This is a genomic window from Stenotrophomonas sp. ATs4 (assembly GCF_051861585.1).
Classification (GTDB): domain Bacteria; phylum Pseudomonadota; class Gammaproteobacteria; order Xanthomonadales; family Xanthomonadaceae; genus Stenotrophomonas; species Stenotrophomonas maltophilia_AS.
This window is the reverse complement of the sequence record NZ_JBLYPK010000002.1, coordinates 241,953-254,505: the sequence shown is the minus strand read 5'-3', so window position 1 is coordinate 254,505 and position 12,553 is coordinate 241,953. Positions and strand designations below refer to the sequence as shown.

Below are 12,553 nucleotides of genomic sequence, written 5' to 3'. Positions count from 1 at the left end.
GGTCGGCACCCACCAGATCAGGCTTGGCGGTAGATCCACGCCATGCGTGGATGCGGGCAATGCCGACCAACGGTCGGCACCCACCAGATCAGCCTCAACAGTAGATCCACGCCATGCGTGGATGCGTTGCCAGGGACGAGCCCTAAAGCTCCAGCACCCGCCGGTAACTCAACGGCCCACGCCGATCGCGCAGGCCCAGCCGTAGTTCCAGGCCGGTGGCCGGCAGCACCTCGCCTTCGCTCGGCAACGTCGCCCAGCCGGCACCAGGCTGCCATGCCCGCACCTCGAACCGCTGCACCTCACGCGCCACAGCGATGCCCTTCGACAGTTCCGGCGCCGGCAACGGATACCGGTCCGTGGCCGCACCACTGGCCCGCCACAGTGTGTTCCCCTGTCGCCACCAGCGAACACGTTGCCAGCGCAGTCCATCACTGCCCGCGCTGCGGGTGATCTCCAGCGCGAAGCTCCCATCCGGGTGCCGTTCGCTCACCAGAGACGGGGGCAGCAATCGCTGCGGACGATCGGCCGGGCGCACTGCACCATTCATCAGCGCATCGTCGGCACGCATCTCGATATCGCGCTGGAACTGCTGCAGCACGGGCAGCGCAGTCGTGGTCTCGGCATCTGCCTGGCGCAGCCGTTGGTCGCTGCTGGCCACGCTGTCGAGCGCCCGCCAGCAGATCAGCGCCAGCACGCCCATGATGGTGATCGCGATCATCACTTCGATCAGGGTGAAGCCGCGCACGGAACGGTTCATTGCGCCGCCGTCCACGGCAACTGCATTCGCGCCAGCGACTGCCGTGGAGCATCCTCGGCAACCACACTCAGTTCCAGCTGCGGCTGGCCGTCGCTGCCCGTGCCCAGATGCTGAAGCACCAGGAAGCTGCCGCGCCCCTGCACACAGCGCTGCCGGGCATCCCGCGGTACCTGTCCGCTCAGGCGCAGTTCCTGCCAGCGGTCCTGCGCGCACATCAGTGCCAGGCGGCGATCCCGCAACCGTGACTGATCGTCGGTCGCCACTGCCACCGAGCGCATCACCGCAGCCAGTGCAATCGATACGATCGCCAATGCGATCAGCACTTCGATCAGGGTGAACCCGCGCATGTTCTGCTTCACTGCACGACCTGCAACTGTCCGCTGCCATCATCACGAAGACGCAGTTTGCGGCCATCCAGCGACAGTCCAAGCTCCCAGGCGATTCCGATCCACTCCGGGCTCAGCTCAATGGCGCGGGTGGGCTGCACGGCGATGCCCGTCACCTGCCACTTCTGCGGACGCAGCAGATCATCACGCTCCACAGTCACCCAGCGGCTGCCTTCGCGGCGGCTGAAGCGATAGCCGTTGGCGTCAGCCTGCCAGCGCAGGGGGCGACCATCGATACGCGCCTCGTCGCGTGCAACCTGCAGGCGCTGCGCCAATCGCTCGGCCTCCTGTCGCAGCTGCCGACCCGGATCAAGCAGGCTGCCCAGCCCGAGCCCGATTCCGGCCGTGCAGATGCCGATGATCACCAGCACCACCATCAGTTCAAGCAGGGTGAAGCCACGCGGCACGCGCTGCATCGACGTTGCCTCCTGTCCGGGTCGATACCTGCCAGCGTAGGCCCGCATGATGAAACAAAAGCGTCAGCCACAGCTGCTAGCGTAGGCGGACACGAACGTGGCGGTGGTGCGGAACATGGATGGCAGGTGCTGGGATCGCAATCGCATACTGACCCTGCTGGCAGCGACGCTGCTGCTGGCCGTGGTGGCCTATTGGGGTGTCACCTTGTCTGCGGTGGCGCCAGCGGCCTCGGCCAGCGAGGCGAAAGCCGAGGCACCGGTACGGCCGATGTTCGACGCCGTGGCCAGCCTGCCGCTGGTGCGGCTGCTGTCCCCCGGTGCAGTGCAGACTGAGGTGGTGGTGCTGGGCGTGATGGCCGGTGACCATGCGCCACTGGCCCTGCTCTCGGTGGATGGACGCCCGGCGGAAGCGTATGCGCCCGGCCAACGACTCGGACCCTGCACGGTGCTGGCCAGCATCAGTGCCAGTGCGGTGGAACTGAACCAGGCCGGGCGATCGCGCAGCCTGCCGGTGCCCGAGCTGCCGCCGGTGCCGAGCGATGGCATCGTGCCGGCCGCACTGTAGAGCCTGGCCGACGCTCGCCTGCGTGTGGAAGAACTGTCGAGCATGGCTCGACTCTACAAAATCCTGCAGGGCGTGGGCTTGGTTCTACGGCCGCGCAGGCTCAGCGCGCCGGACGCTGCGGTACCACCGAACGACCAAAGGCATCGCCCATGCGCTGTCGTGTGCCTTCCAGGTTGTACTGCATCAGCTGGTTGCCGGGCTGCCGCATCAGGCGTTCGGCCTCCGGCAGCGCCGGTGACTTCGCCGCTTTCGATGCTGGCGCGAGCTTGCGCTGCAGGCAGTCCCAGGCCGGAATCCGCTCGCCGTTGACCTGCACTTCGATGCAGGGCGCAGCTTCTTCCTGCTTCTTCGCCTCGTCGGCGCGAACCGATGGCAGCGCCAGCAGCAACGCAAGGGTGAGGGCAGCGCGGAGTTCCACCATCAATGATTCACGCATCTCGAATCTCCCGCAGCAATCGACGTTCCGCAATAGAGACGTGTGGCGAAGGCAGGGTCCGCCTGCGTGTGTTGCCGCGCTGTCAAAAGATGACAGTGCTGTCACAAAACTGTTGGCGGTTTTGACGCGACGTACACGTCCTGTTGGTAGACCCACGCGCCGCTCCATGGCCATTCCCTTCGATACGACGCGATGCCTTCGATGACTCCTGTTCCGTGCCGAGCCGTCCGCCTTCCCTTGCGCCTGCATCCCCTGATGCTGGCCCTGGCCGCGATGCCGCTGCCATTGTTCGCGCAGGAGGCGGCGCCTGCGCCCAGCGTGAACATCAATGAATACATCGTGCGCGGCAATACCGTGCTCGATCCGCGCCAGATCGAGCGCGCGGTCGAGCCCTTCCTCGGCCCGGGAAAGACCCTGGCCGATGTCGAGAAGGCACGCGATGCCGTCAGTGCGCTGTACCAGCAGGCGGGCTACCAGTCGGTCTACGTGGAGCTGCCCGAGCAGCAGGTCAGTGGTGGCGTGGTGTTGCTGAAGGTACAGCAGACACCGATCGGCCAGCTGCGGGTCGTGGGCACGAAGCACGAATCGCCCGAGCGCATCCGCGAACGCGTGCCAGCACTGGCGGAAGGCAAAGTTCCGGACTTCGACCAGGCACAGAAGGAACTGACCGCGCTGAATGAGGGCGGACGACGCCAGGTGATGCCGCTGGTGCGCGAAGGCCAGGTTCCAGGCACGATGGATGTGGACCTGCAGGTCGAAGAGAAGTCGCCGTGGCGTGCCAGCGCGTCACTCAACAACGACCACAGTGCAGACACCGAGAAGCTGCGCCTGAGTGCATCGCTGGCCTACGACAACCTGTGGAAGCGCGGGCACAGCGCCAACATCGGCGTGTACCTGGCGCCGGAAGATACAAAGCAGGCCAAGGTGTTCTCGGCCTCGTACATGATGCCGTTCGAAGGCACGCCGTGGAGTCTGGAAGCGTCCGGCTACAAGTCCGACAGCCGCGTGCTGAACGCGGGTGGGCAGGTTGGTTCCGGCACTGGCACCAATGTGATCGGCAATGGTCATTCGATCGGCATCAAGCTCAACTACCGTCTGGCGAGCAGCAGCCAGTGGTGGCGCCAGCTGAGCCTCGGCGTGGACTTCAAGGACACCGAGGAAGACACGCAGATGGGCAAGGACAGCCTGAAGACGCCGCTGAAGTACGCGCCGATCACCCTGGCGTTTGTCGGTGTACGCCAGGGCGAGCAGGATCAGTTGAGCATCAACACGCAGCTGGTGGCCGGTACCCGTCGACTGTTCGGCTATGGCAGTGATGCCATCGGGTTCGGGCAGAAGCGCTACTGGGCGGACCCCAGCTTCGTCGCGTTCAAGGCGGACGTCGCCAACACGCATACCTTCGGCAGCGACTGGCAGTGGTATGCACGCGGTTCGCTGCAGGTGACCGATGCGCCATTGGTGTCGGCCGAGCAGTTCGCCGCCGGTGGCATGTACACCGTGCGCGGCTATCTCTCGGCCGAGGCGATCGGCGACTACGGCGGCCTGGCCAGCCTGGAATGGCGCACCCCGGCATGGTCGCTGTGGAGCGGCACCAACCTGCGTGTCTACAGCTTTGCCGACGCGGCCTACCTGCGCCTGCGCCAGCCGCTGCCCGATCAGCGTGACAAGTACAACCTGGCTTCGGTCGGCCTGGGTGCGCAGCTGCGCCTGGGCGAACACCTGCAACTGCGCCTGGACTATGCCTGGCCTTATGCCGATGGCCCGGTCACGCGCAAGGACGACCCGCGCCTGCATTTCAACATCAGCACCAGTTACTGACCCTTTCCTTGAACATGCGTTCTCCGGAGACCCTTCGCATGGACCGTTTGCTTTCCCGAGTGTTGTTGCTGCTGGCCGCGCTGGTTGCGCTGCCTGCTGCTGCGGCTGATGCCAATTGGTGGCAGGCCGAATGGAAGTACCGCAAGCCGATCACCGTCGACGCCGGCCCGCAGGGCGCGGGCCTGGCTGGCGACCCGGGCCGTACGCCGCTGCTGCTGCGCCTGCATACCGGCAACTTCGGTTTCGACGGCACCCAGGATGCGGGCAACGACCTGCGCTTCGTCTCGGGTGATGGCCGCACCGTGCTGGCCCACCAGATCGAACAGTTCGACCCCAAGCTGGGTCTGGCCCTGGTCTGGGTGGACGTGCCGGCGGTCAGCGCTGCGGCACCGCAGACCATCTGGATGTACTACGGCAACGAGAAGGCCCCGGCCAGCGGCAATGGCCAGCAGGTGTTCGACCCGGACTACACGCTGGTCTACCACTTTGCCGAGGCCAATGCGCCGGCACGCGACACCACCGCCTATGGCAACAACGCGGGTGCCGTGGCGCCGCCGTCGGAAGGCTCGGTGATCGGCCGCGGCGTTCAGTTGGGTGCAGGCCCGCTGCCGCTGCCGGCCAGCGCATCGCTTGCACAGGAGGCGGGCGCGCCGCTCACCGTTTCGGCCTGGATCAAGCCGGGCGGCAACAACGCTGCACAGGCGATCTACGCCCGTCGTGACGATGCTTCCGAACTGCTGTTGGGCATCGAGAACCGCGTGCCGTTCGTGCAGCTCAATGGCCAGCGCAGCACGCCGGCGCAGCCGATTCCGGAAGGGCAGTGGGCGCATGTGGCACTGACTGCGGAGAAGGGCGCACTGCAGCTGTACCTCAATGGCCGCGTGGTCGCCCAGTTGAGCGGCGAGCTGCCGGCGCTGGGCACCGCGCCGGTGGTGGGCGCCGATGCCCCGGGCGCGGCGCAGCCGCTGGCCAACTTCGAAGGTGCGCTGGATGAGCTGCGCGTCTCGCGGGTGGCACGTCCAGCGGCACTGCTGCTGGCCGATGCCACCGCGCAGGGCGCGGATTCACGCCTGATCAGCTACGGCGCCGACGAGCAGTCGGCCGGTCAGAGCCACTTCGCCTTCATCCTCAAGGCAATGCCGTTCGATGCCTGGGTGGTGGTCGCCATTCTCGGCCTGATGATGCTGCTGTCGTGGGCGATCATGATCGCCAAGGGGCGCCACTTCGGTCGTACCAGCAAGGCCAATGCGGTATTCACCGAGAGCTTCGGCAAGCTGGGCGGGGTGCCGCTGCGCACGCTGTCCGACATGGACCGCCAGGGCAAGGCGCCGACCGCGATGCATGACGGTTCGCTGTGGCGCATCTACCAGGTGGCCATCGATGAAATGCAGCAGCGCCACCAGCGCGACGGCAACAGTGGTTACCTCAGTGGCGCCACCATTGCGGCGATCCGCGCCTCGATGGATGCGGTGATGGTGCGCGAGCAGGAGGCGATGGCGCGGCGCATGAACTGGCTGTCGACCACCATCGAAGGCGCGCCGTACGTGGGCCTGTTCGGTACCGTGATCGGCATCATGCTGGTGTTCGTGGTGGCGGCGATGGCCGGCGCGGTGGACATCAACTCGGTGGCACCGGGCATGGCCGCGGCGCTGCTGTGTACGGCGGCCGGCCTTGGCGTCGCGATCCCGGCGCTGTTCGGCTACAACTACCTGGGCGCACGCGCCGAGGCGATCGGCGCGGACATGGCGGTGTTCATCGACGAGTTCGCCGCACGCCTGGCCGAAGAGCAGGACGGGCGCGGCCCGGCCGCGGTCCAGGGCTGAGGGGCGCGCCATGGGCCACAAGGCGAAGTTCGGCATCAAGAAGCGCGAGAAGGGCATCAACGTGACGCCCTTCGTCGACGTGCTGCTGGTGGTGCTGGTGATCTTCATCCTGACCAGCAACGCCTCCATCCCCGGCATCGAGGTCAACCTGCCGAAGGCGAGCAACAGCGTCGCGCTGGAGAAGCCGAAGACCAAGGCGATCACCATCGACCCCAGTGGCCAGGTGTTCCTGGATGCCTACCCGGTGACGATGGCCGAGCTGGAAGACCGCCTGCGCACCGAGCGCGCGACCACGCCGGATTTCCCGGTGATCGTGCGCGGTGATGCACAGGTGCAGTACGCCCGCGTGGTCGAGGTGCTGGACCTGCTGCGGCGGCTGGAGCTGGCCCAGGTCGGCCTGGTCACCGGCAAGGCGCAGGGCTGAGGCATGACAGCCCATCAACCCCCTCGGCCGGAGCCCGGCATGCGCGGTCGCCAGTTGCTGGTGACCGTCGCGCTGGTGCTGGCCGCGTTGCTGGTGCTCGGCATCGCCGTGTGGTGGATGCTGTTCAAGGACACTGCCAGTACCCGCCGGCCGGTGGTGCAGCCGCCGATGCTGGCGCTGCCGCCGCCCCCTCCGCCGCCACCGCCGCCACCGGAAAAGCCGCCGGAACCGGAAACGCCGCCGGAAGAGACCATCCCGGAGCCGGAGCCGCTGGATCAGCCGACGCCGGCCGAAGAGCCGACCCCGACCCCGGACAACGCCGACCCGGTGACGATGAACGCCGATGCGCAGGCCGGTGGCGACAACTTCGGCATCCAGTCCGGTAGTGGCGGGGGTTCGTCCGGCGTCGGCCGTGGCGGCGCCGGCAATGCCACGTATGGGCGCTACCTCGGCTACCTGATGCAGCAGGCGATCTCGCGCGACGACAAGGTCAAGCGCCTGGCGTTCCAGCTGCAGGTGAATGTGTGGCTGTCCAATGATGGCCGCCTGGAAAAGGTCGAGCTGGTGCGCGGCAGTGGCAACGAGGAGGCCGACGCGGCCGTGCTCGACGCGCTGCGACGCATCGGCAAGGTCGACCAGGCACCGCCGCCGTCGCTTGATTTCCCCGCCCGCGTGCTGATCCAGGGCCGCCGGCCCGGGGCCTGATTTCCGACCTCCGTGATTTCCCTTCTTTCGATGAGAACCGTGATGAACGACCACGTCCGCGCACGAACCGACTCCCGCCGCCCGCGGCCGGCCCGACGGGCGCTGCTGTGCTGCGCCGTGCTGCTCAGCCTGGCCGCCCCGGCCGGTGCGATGGCTGCCGAAACCACCATGGTCAAGCTGATCAAGGGCCTGATCGCCAGTGGTGCGTTGAAGCCCGAAGACGGCCAGGCATTGCTGGTGCAGGCCGAGGCTGAAGCAGCGGCCGCATCGCGCACCGCGACCACCGTACCTTCGGCTGCCAGTGGTGGCGTGGCCCTGGAAGCCGGCGACGTGCGCGTGCCCTACGTGCCGCAGAGCGTGCGCGACGGCATTCGTGACGAAGTGCGCCAGGATGTGATGGCGCAGGCCAAGTCGGAAGGCTGGGCGGCACCGAACGAAGTGGCTGAGTGGACCAAGCGCATCAAGGTCACCGGTGACATGCGCGTGCGCAGCGAGTCGCGCTTCTTCTCCGAACGCAACAGCGACATCGTGAGCAACTGGTCGTCGATCAACTCCGGCAACGGTTTCGATACCAACCGGAACACCAATCCGCGTCAGATCCCGCCGCTGCTGAACACCCGCCAGGATCGCCGCAACCTGTGGCGGATCCGTGCCCGCCTGGGCATCGAAGCGACCATCGGTCAGCACACCACGGCTGGCGTACGTCTGGCCAGCGGCAGCAGCAACGGCCCGGTGTCGACCACGGAGCAGCTGGGCGGCGGCCTTGGCAAGAAGGACGTGTGGCTGGATCAGGCCTGGCTGGCTTACAGCCCGGCCGATTGGGTGACGGTACGCGGTGGGCGCTTCGGCAACCCGTTCTGGAGCAGCGATACCCTGTTCTCCAACGACCTGAACTTCGACGGACTGGCCGCCAACCTGAAGTACGACTTCAACGGCGGTGACCTCGACCTGTTTGGCACCCTGGCGGTGGTCCCACTGGAGTACACCTCCGACAGTTCGCCCAGCCAGAGCCTGGTCAAGACCCCGAACGAGAACAAGTGGCTGTCCGGCGCGCAGGTAGGTGTGAACTGGCGCTTCAACGATGACAACACGGTGCGCGCGGCACTGGCCTACTACGATTTCAAGAACATCAGCGGTCGCCTGTCTTCGCCGTGCGCGCTGTTCTCGGGCATCGATGGCTGCGACACAGACTGGTCGCGCCCGGCCTTCATGCAGAAGGGCAACACCCTGATGCTGATCCGCGACGTCGCGCTCTATCCGTTGGATCCGGCCAATACGCCCACTCCGCAGTATGTCGGCCTGGCCTCGGCGTTCCGCTTGGCAGCGTTGAACCTTCGCTGGGATACACAGCTGGCGCAGGGCATCGGTCTGCGCCTGGATGGCGATTACATCCGCAACCTGGCCTACGACAAGCAGGCCATGTTCAGTCGCGCCCAGAACGGCATCGTCAACAACTACGGCGCCGGCGACACTGTCGGCATCGATACCTTCCGCAGCGGCGACACCGCATGGATGGTGCAGGCCACCTTCGGTGCCACCGACCTGAAGGAGAAGGGTCAGTGGCAGGCGCTGCTGGGCTACAAGCACATCGAGGCCGATGCGCTGCCGGATGCCTACAACGATCCGAACTTCCACCTCGGTGGCACCAATGCCCGCGGCTACTACGTGGGCGGTGCCTATGCGCTGGATGCACGCAGCTGGATCAGCGGCAAGTGGATGGCGGCCAAGGAAGTGTCCGGTGCACCGCTGTCGATCGACGTGTTCCAGCTGGAGTTCAACACCGGGTTCTGAGTGGCGAGCGTGATGCAGATCACGTAGTGCGTGGCGGGGGCGCAGCGATGCGCCCGTCTAAGGAAAGGAGACCACGCGTTGTTCAAAAGGAGGAGTGGATGAGCCGTCGCAAGCTGTTCGAGAGTCCCGAACCGTCCAACCAGATGCTGGGTGTTGGACCGGCCTATGTTTCCGTGGAGGGCCTGCGCCAGCATCTGGCCGAGTTCCTGCTGTATGCGGGCAGGCCGGTGGTGATCATGCGCGGGCGCAGCGAAGTGGGCTATTTCCTGCCGGCGCGCTGCTGGCGCCAGCGTGACGACGATCCGCTGGCGGCCGCCGCCGCCGACCAGCTGCTGGATGCGGCCGGTTTCCAGGCCGAGGACATCCAGCAGGTGGAGAAGGAATTCAACGCCATGCGCCAGCGCACCGTGCTGCATTCACGGCGCTGAACCTTCGCCTCTACAGTAGATCCACGCCATGCGTGGATGGGGTTACTGCCCCCCGCGCTCACTGGTGATGCGTGCACCCTCGCGCATCACCAGGGTCACCGGGGTCTTCTCCACCACCTCCAGCAACCGCTGCCACTGCGCATCGCTCAGCTCGGCGGTTGCATGCAGCACGCGGTGCACATGAAAGCGACCATCCGCGTCACGTTCCGAGCGCAGCTCGGCATGGAACTCGCCCAGTTCCCAGCCCTTGCGCTGGGCATACATGCGCAGGGTGATGGCGGTGCACGCCGCCAGCGAAGCCAGGTACAGATCGAACGGTGCGAAACCCTTGCCCTGGCCGCCCAGCGAGGTGGGCTCGTCCGCATCCACAGCGAATGTGCCATTGCTGATGTGGTGAAGGTAATTGTCGGCGGTTGAAACAATGCGTGCGTAGGCCAATACGTTCTCCATCTGTCTGTAGCGTCGAGCCATGCTCGACCAATCCCAACGGCGGCGCCAGCCAGGACCGACGCCGCCACGCAATCACTCGGTACGATCGTACGAGAACTGGATACCCGCCGTACCACCGGTTTCGATGAAGAGGTTCATGAAAGCCGGCACCGTTTCCGACCGGGCCCAGTCGCGCTGCAGCTCGCAGAACAGCTGCGGCACGCTGATCAGCTGGCCACCGGCCTGTTCGATGCGACGCAGCGCGGCATCGTGTGCGGCCAGTGAGGTGCCGCCGACGGCGTCGACCACCACATACACTTCATAGCCTTCCTTCAATGCGTCCAGCGCCGGGAAGGTCAGGCAGGCCTCGGTCCACAGCGCGGTCATGATCAGCTTGCGGCGGCCGGTGGCTTCCACCGCCTTGCGGAATTCGACGTCCTCCCAGGAGTTGATGGTGGTGCGGTCGTAGGTGGGGTAGTCACCCAGCACTTTGCGCAGCTGCGGGATGGGCGGCTTGTTCAGGCCGGTCTTGACGTTCACCGTCGAATGCACGATCGGCAAACCGTAGGCGACGGCGGCTTTGGCGGTGCCGACGATGTTGTTGACCAGCAGCTGGCGGTCCATCGAGGCGATGGAGTTCACCTGCACCGGCTGGTAGTCGATGATGACGAAGGCGGAATTCTGCGGGGTCAGCAGATGATCGCTGGCCGGGTCGCGGATCGGTTCACTGGACATGATGGTTCTCCATTGCGGGAGCGGCGCGAGGCCGCGGGGGAATGCCCGGGGCGGGCAGAGGCTGGACGGCAGGGCGCGGGACGTGAGCAACAGACTGCCGGCCGGGTGTTTCAGCGCGGTGCGTACGGGACGCGGCTATTCGGCATCGAGGGCGCCGCTGTCGTGCACGATGCGGCCGCCGACCAGGGTGAGCAGCGAGCGCAGCGAATGGATGCGATGGGCCGGCATGGTCAGGTAAGGCTGGTCGAGCACAGCAAGATCAGCAAGTTTTCCCGCGGTGAGGGAGCCACGCTCGTCTTCGGCGAACGACAGCCAGGCCGCATTGCGGGTGAACAGGCGCAGTGCCGCATCGCGGGTGATGAGGTTGTCCTCGCTGCGGCGCACGCCGGCCAGTGGCTGGCCCTCGACGTGGTACTGGATGGCCTGCCAGACGCCCGCCACGCCGATGCGGGTGGAGTCGGTGCCGCCCGCCACCGGAATGCCGAGCGCCATCGCGGCACGCACCGGGGCGCTGGAGGCCGCAACCTGTGCGGTGTTGGCGGCGTGGATCGCCGTGGTCTCGAAATAGGGCCCCATCTGTACGCTGTAGGCCAGCCCGAGCCGGGCCATGCGCTGCAACGTCTGCTGTGACCCGGTGTTCAGGTGCGCTATCGCCCAGCGCAGCGGCCGCAGGTCATGATCGCGCGCCACCACCTCGAAGGCGTCCAGGATGGCACCGGCGGCATCATCGGTATATGCATGGATCTCCAGTGGGATGCGCCGCTCCGCGGCCAGCCGTGCCACCTCGATCAGCTCCTGCCGGGCTCCGGCCGGCGGATCGAAGCCAGGCCCCATCAGAACGCCGTCGTTCATGGCGGTGACCAGGTTCTCACCCAGGCCGAGGAAGGCGATGTCGCCATCGTCGTGCCGGTTCGGACGGAACGCCATGACATTGCGGAACCACTCGGCTTCATCGCCGTGGGTACCGGCCGGAATGCGGTAGCCGGCACGTAGCGTCAGCCCGCCCTGGTCGCGTAGCTTGAACAGGGGTTCGTAGGACTGCGGTGGGCCCGCCGAGGGATCAATGAAACCGGTCACGCCCTGCGCGTTGAGGGCAGCGAAGAAGGCCCGCAGGCTCTTTTCGTGATCGGTGTTGGCACTGACCTGCGCGAACAGTGCGTTGAATGGGCCGATGCCACCGAACAGGCGGCCGGTAGCCTGTCCGTCTTCGTCGCGCTCGATGGTGATGCCCGGGGGCAGGCGGGGCTGGTCGCCCTGCAGATCCAGCGCCGCGATGCCGGCACGATTGAGCTGGGCGTAGTCGTACAGATGCTGCACGTAGACCGGCCTGTCCGGCAGGGCGGCATCGAGCTCGGCGCGGGTCGGCGCCCGGCCCTCCGCGAACTGCTCGGGATGCCACGCACCGACTACGGCGGCCCATTGCCCGTCAGGTTTGCGTCGGGCATCCCGCTGCAGCCGCTGCAGCGCTTCGGACAGCGTGGGTGCGTCGAACCAGTAGGTTTCGAAGGTGAAGGTCTGGCCGCCACGGATCGCGTGGATGTGCGTATCGATCAGGCCCGGGACGACAGTGCGCCGTTGCAGGTCGACGACCCGGGTGCGAGGGCCGATATGGCGCTGCATGGTGCGGTCAGTGCCAACCGCCAGGATTCGCTCACCGCGGATCGCAAGCGCGCTGGCACGTGGCGTGGTGCCATCCTGGGTCAGCAGCAGGCCATTGCGCAGCACCAGATCGGCCGGCTCAGCCGATGCCGCAGCCGCGACGGCTGGCAGCACGAGTGTGAAGAGGAGGAGCAGTACTCGCATGGAAGTGTCTCGCTCTGGGGGAGGGGCAATCGTCGCG

14 protein-coding genes are annotated in these 12,553 nt (G+C 66.5%); 7 read left to right on the top strand and 7 right to left on the bottom strand.

What is annotated here, in order from left to right; translation table 11 throughout:
* Window positions 1–142 precede the first annotated feature (142 nt).
* From ABR323_RS04335 to gspH, 3 genes are read right to left on the bottom strand one after another with little or no spacing between them, the layout of a single operon-like run.
* Window positions 143–757 (bottom strand): PulJ/GspJ family protein, encoded by a 615-nt coding sequence (locus ABR323_RS04335; RefSeq protein WP_439448370.1) that lies wholly within the window; start codon window positions 755–757, stop codon window positions 143–145.
* A complete protein-coding gene (gspI, locus tag ABR323_RS04330; RefSeq protein ID WP_206141084.1) occupies window positions 754–1,104 on the bottom strand; it encodes a type II secretion system minor pseudopilin GspI in 351 nt (116 codons plus the stop codon). The genes ABR323_RS04335 and gspI overlap by 4 nt, the downstream gene beginning before the upstream one ends.
* A gap of 8 nt (window positions 1,105–1,112) precedes the next feature.
* Window positions 1,113–1,559, bottom strand: coding sequence for a type II secretion system minor pseudopilin GspH (gene gspH / locus ABR323_RS04325; RefSeq protein WP_439448369.1), 447 nt, complete (start codon window positions 1,557–1,559; stop codon window positions 1,113–1,115).
* 115 nt (window positions 1,560–1,674) lie between these two features.
* Here gspH and ABR323_RS04320 point away from each other — a divergent pair, with 115 nt between their 5' ends.
* Window positions 1,675–2,124: a hypothetical protein gene (locus ABR323_RS04320; protein ID WP_439448368.1), complete on the top strand. Its 450-nt coding sequence runs from the start codon at window positions 1,675–1,677 to the stop codon at window positions 2,122–2,124.
* A 100-nt stretch (window positions 2,125–2,224) separates the two neighbouring features.
* Here ABR323_RS04320 and ABR323_RS04315 read toward each other — a convergent pair whose 3' ends face one another.
* Entirely contained in the window at window positions 2,225–2,560 is a 336-nt protein-coding gene (locus ABR323_RS04315) for a hypothetical protein (RefSeq protein ID WP_135273955.1), read from the bottom strand.
* A 201-nt stretch (window positions 2,561–2,761) separates the two neighbouring features.
* Here ABR323_RS04315 and ABR323_RS04310 point away from each other — a divergent pair, with 201 nt between their 5' ends.
* The 6 genes from ABR323_RS04310 to ABR323_RS04285 all read left to right on the top strand — a co-directional run bounded on the left by ABR323_RS04310 (window position 2,762) and on the right by ABR323_RS04285 (window position 9,549).
* Entirely contained in the window at window positions 2,762–4,378 is a 1,617-nt protein-coding gene (locus ABR323_RS04310) for a ShlB/FhaC/HecB family hemolysin secretion/activation protein (protein WP_439448367.1), read from the top strand.
* Window positions 4,379–4,416: 38 nt separating this feature from the next.
* On the top strand, window positions 4,417–6,201 hold the full coding sequence (locus ABR323_RS04305; RefSeq protein ID WP_439448366.1) for a DUF2341 domain-containing protein: 1,785 nt from the start codon (window positions 4,417–4,419) through the stop codon (window positions 6,199–6,201).
* A 10-nt stretch (window positions 6,202–6,211) separates the two neighbouring features.
* Window positions 6,212–6,625: an ExbD/TolR family protein gene (locus ABR323_RS04300; RefSeq protein WP_049437540.1), complete on the top strand. Its 414-nt coding sequence runs from the start codon at window positions 6,212–6,214 to the stop codon at window positions 6,623–6,625.
* A gap of 39 nt (window positions 6,626–6,664) precedes the next feature.
* Window positions 6,665–7,330, top strand: a complete 666-nt coding sequence (locus ABR323_RS04295; protein WP_010485357.1) for a cell envelope integrity protein TolA — start codon at window positions 6,665–6,667, stop codon at window positions 7,328–7,330.
* A 42-nt stretch (window positions 7,331–7,372) separates the two neighbouring features.
* Window positions 7,373–9,121 (top strand): putative porin, encoded by a 1,749-nt coding sequence (locus ABR323_RS04290; RefSeq protein WP_439448365.1) that lies wholly within the window; start codon window positions 7,373–7,375, stop codon window positions 9,119–9,121.
* A 98-nt stretch (window positions 9,122–9,219) separates the two neighbouring features.
* Entirely contained in the window at window positions 9,220–9,549 is a 330-nt protein-coding gene (locus tag ABR323_RS04285; protein ID WP_439448364.1) for a hypothetical protein, read from the top strand.
* A gap of 42 nt (window positions 9,550–9,591) precedes the next feature.
* Here the strand turns inward: ABR323_RS04285 and ABR323_RS04280 are convergent, their stop codons facing one another.
* The 3 genes from ABR323_RS04280 to ABR323_RS04270 form a co-directional block, all read right to left on the bottom strand.
* Window positions 9,592–9,987 carry an OsmC family protein gene (locus ABR323_RS04280; protein WP_439448583.1) on the bottom strand — a complete coding sequence of 132 codons (396 nt, stop codon included), beginning with the start codon at window positions 9,985–9,987 and terminating at the stop codon, window positions 9,592–9,594.
* Between the two features lie 84 nt (window positions 9,988–10,071).
* Window positions 10,072–10,713, bottom strand: coding sequence for a hydrolase (locus tag ABR323_RS04275; protein WP_439448363.1), 642 nt, complete (start codon window positions 10,711–10,713; stop codon window positions 10,072–10,074).
* 135 nt (window positions 10,714–10,848) lie between these two features.
* Window positions 10,849–12,516, bottom strand: a complete 1,668-nt coding sequence (locus ABR323_RS04270) for an amidohydrolase (protein ID WP_439448362.1) — start codon at window positions 12,514–12,516, stop codon at window positions 10,849–10,851.
* Between the last annotated feature and the right edge of the window lie 37 nt (window positions 12,517–12,553).

Excerpts from the sequence above, each read along its gene's own strand:
- ABR323_RS04305 (WP_439448366.1), top strand. The coding sequence starts at position 4,417 with ATGGACCGTTTGCTTTCCCGAGTGTTGTTGCTGCTGGCCGCGCTGGTT.
- ABR323_RS04315 (WP_135273955.1), bottom strand. The coding sequence starts at position 2,560 with ATGCGTGAATCATTGATGGTGGAACTCCGCGCTGCCCTCACCCTTGCG.
- ABR323_RS04320 (WP_439448368.1), top strand. The coding sequence starts at position 1,675 with ATGGATGGCAGGTGCTGGGATCGCAATCGCATACTGACCCTGCTGGCA.
- gspH (WP_439448369.1), bottom strand. The coding sequence starts at position 1,559 with ATGCAGCGCGTGCCGCGTGGCTTCACCCTGCTTGAACTGATGGTGGTG.
- gspI (WP_206141084.1), bottom strand. The coding sequence starts at position 1,104 with ATGCGCGGGTTCACCCTGATCGAAGTGCTGATCGCATTGGCGATCGTA.
- ABR323_RS04295 (WP_010485357.1), top strand. The coding sequence starts at position 6,665 with ATGCGCGGTCGCCAGTTGCTGGTGACCGTCGCGCTGGTGCTGGCCGCG.
- ABR323_RS04290 (WP_439448365.1), top strand. The coding sequence starts at position 7,373 with ATGAACGACCACGTCCGCGCACGAACCGACTCCCGCCGCCCGCGGCCG.
- ABR323_RS04275 (WP_439448363.1), bottom strand. The coding sequence starts at position 10,713 with ATGTCCAGTGAACCGATCCGCGACCCGGCCAGCGATCATCTGCTGACC.
- ABR323_RS04300 (WP_049437540.1), top strand. The coding sequence starts at position 6,212 with ATGGGCCACAAGGCGAAGTTCGGCATCAAGAAGCGCGAGAAGGGCATC.
- ABR323_RS04335 (WP_439448370.1), bottom strand. The coding sequence starts at position 757 with ATGAACCGTTCCGTGCGCGGCTTCACCCTGATCGAAGTGATGATCGCG.
- ABR323_RS04310 (WP_439448367.1), top strand. The coding sequence starts at position 2,762 with ATGACTCCTGTTCCGTGCCGAGCCGTCCGCCTTCCCTTGCGCCTGCAT.
- ABR323_RS04270 (WP_439448362.1), bottom strand. The coding sequence starts at position 12,516 with ATGCGAGTACTGCTCCTCCTCTTCACACTCGTGCTGCCAGCCGTCGCG.
- ABR323_RS04285 (WP_439448364.1), top strand. The coding sequence starts at position 9,220 with ATGAGCCGTCGCAAGCTGTTCGAGAGTCCCGAACCGTCCAACCAGATG.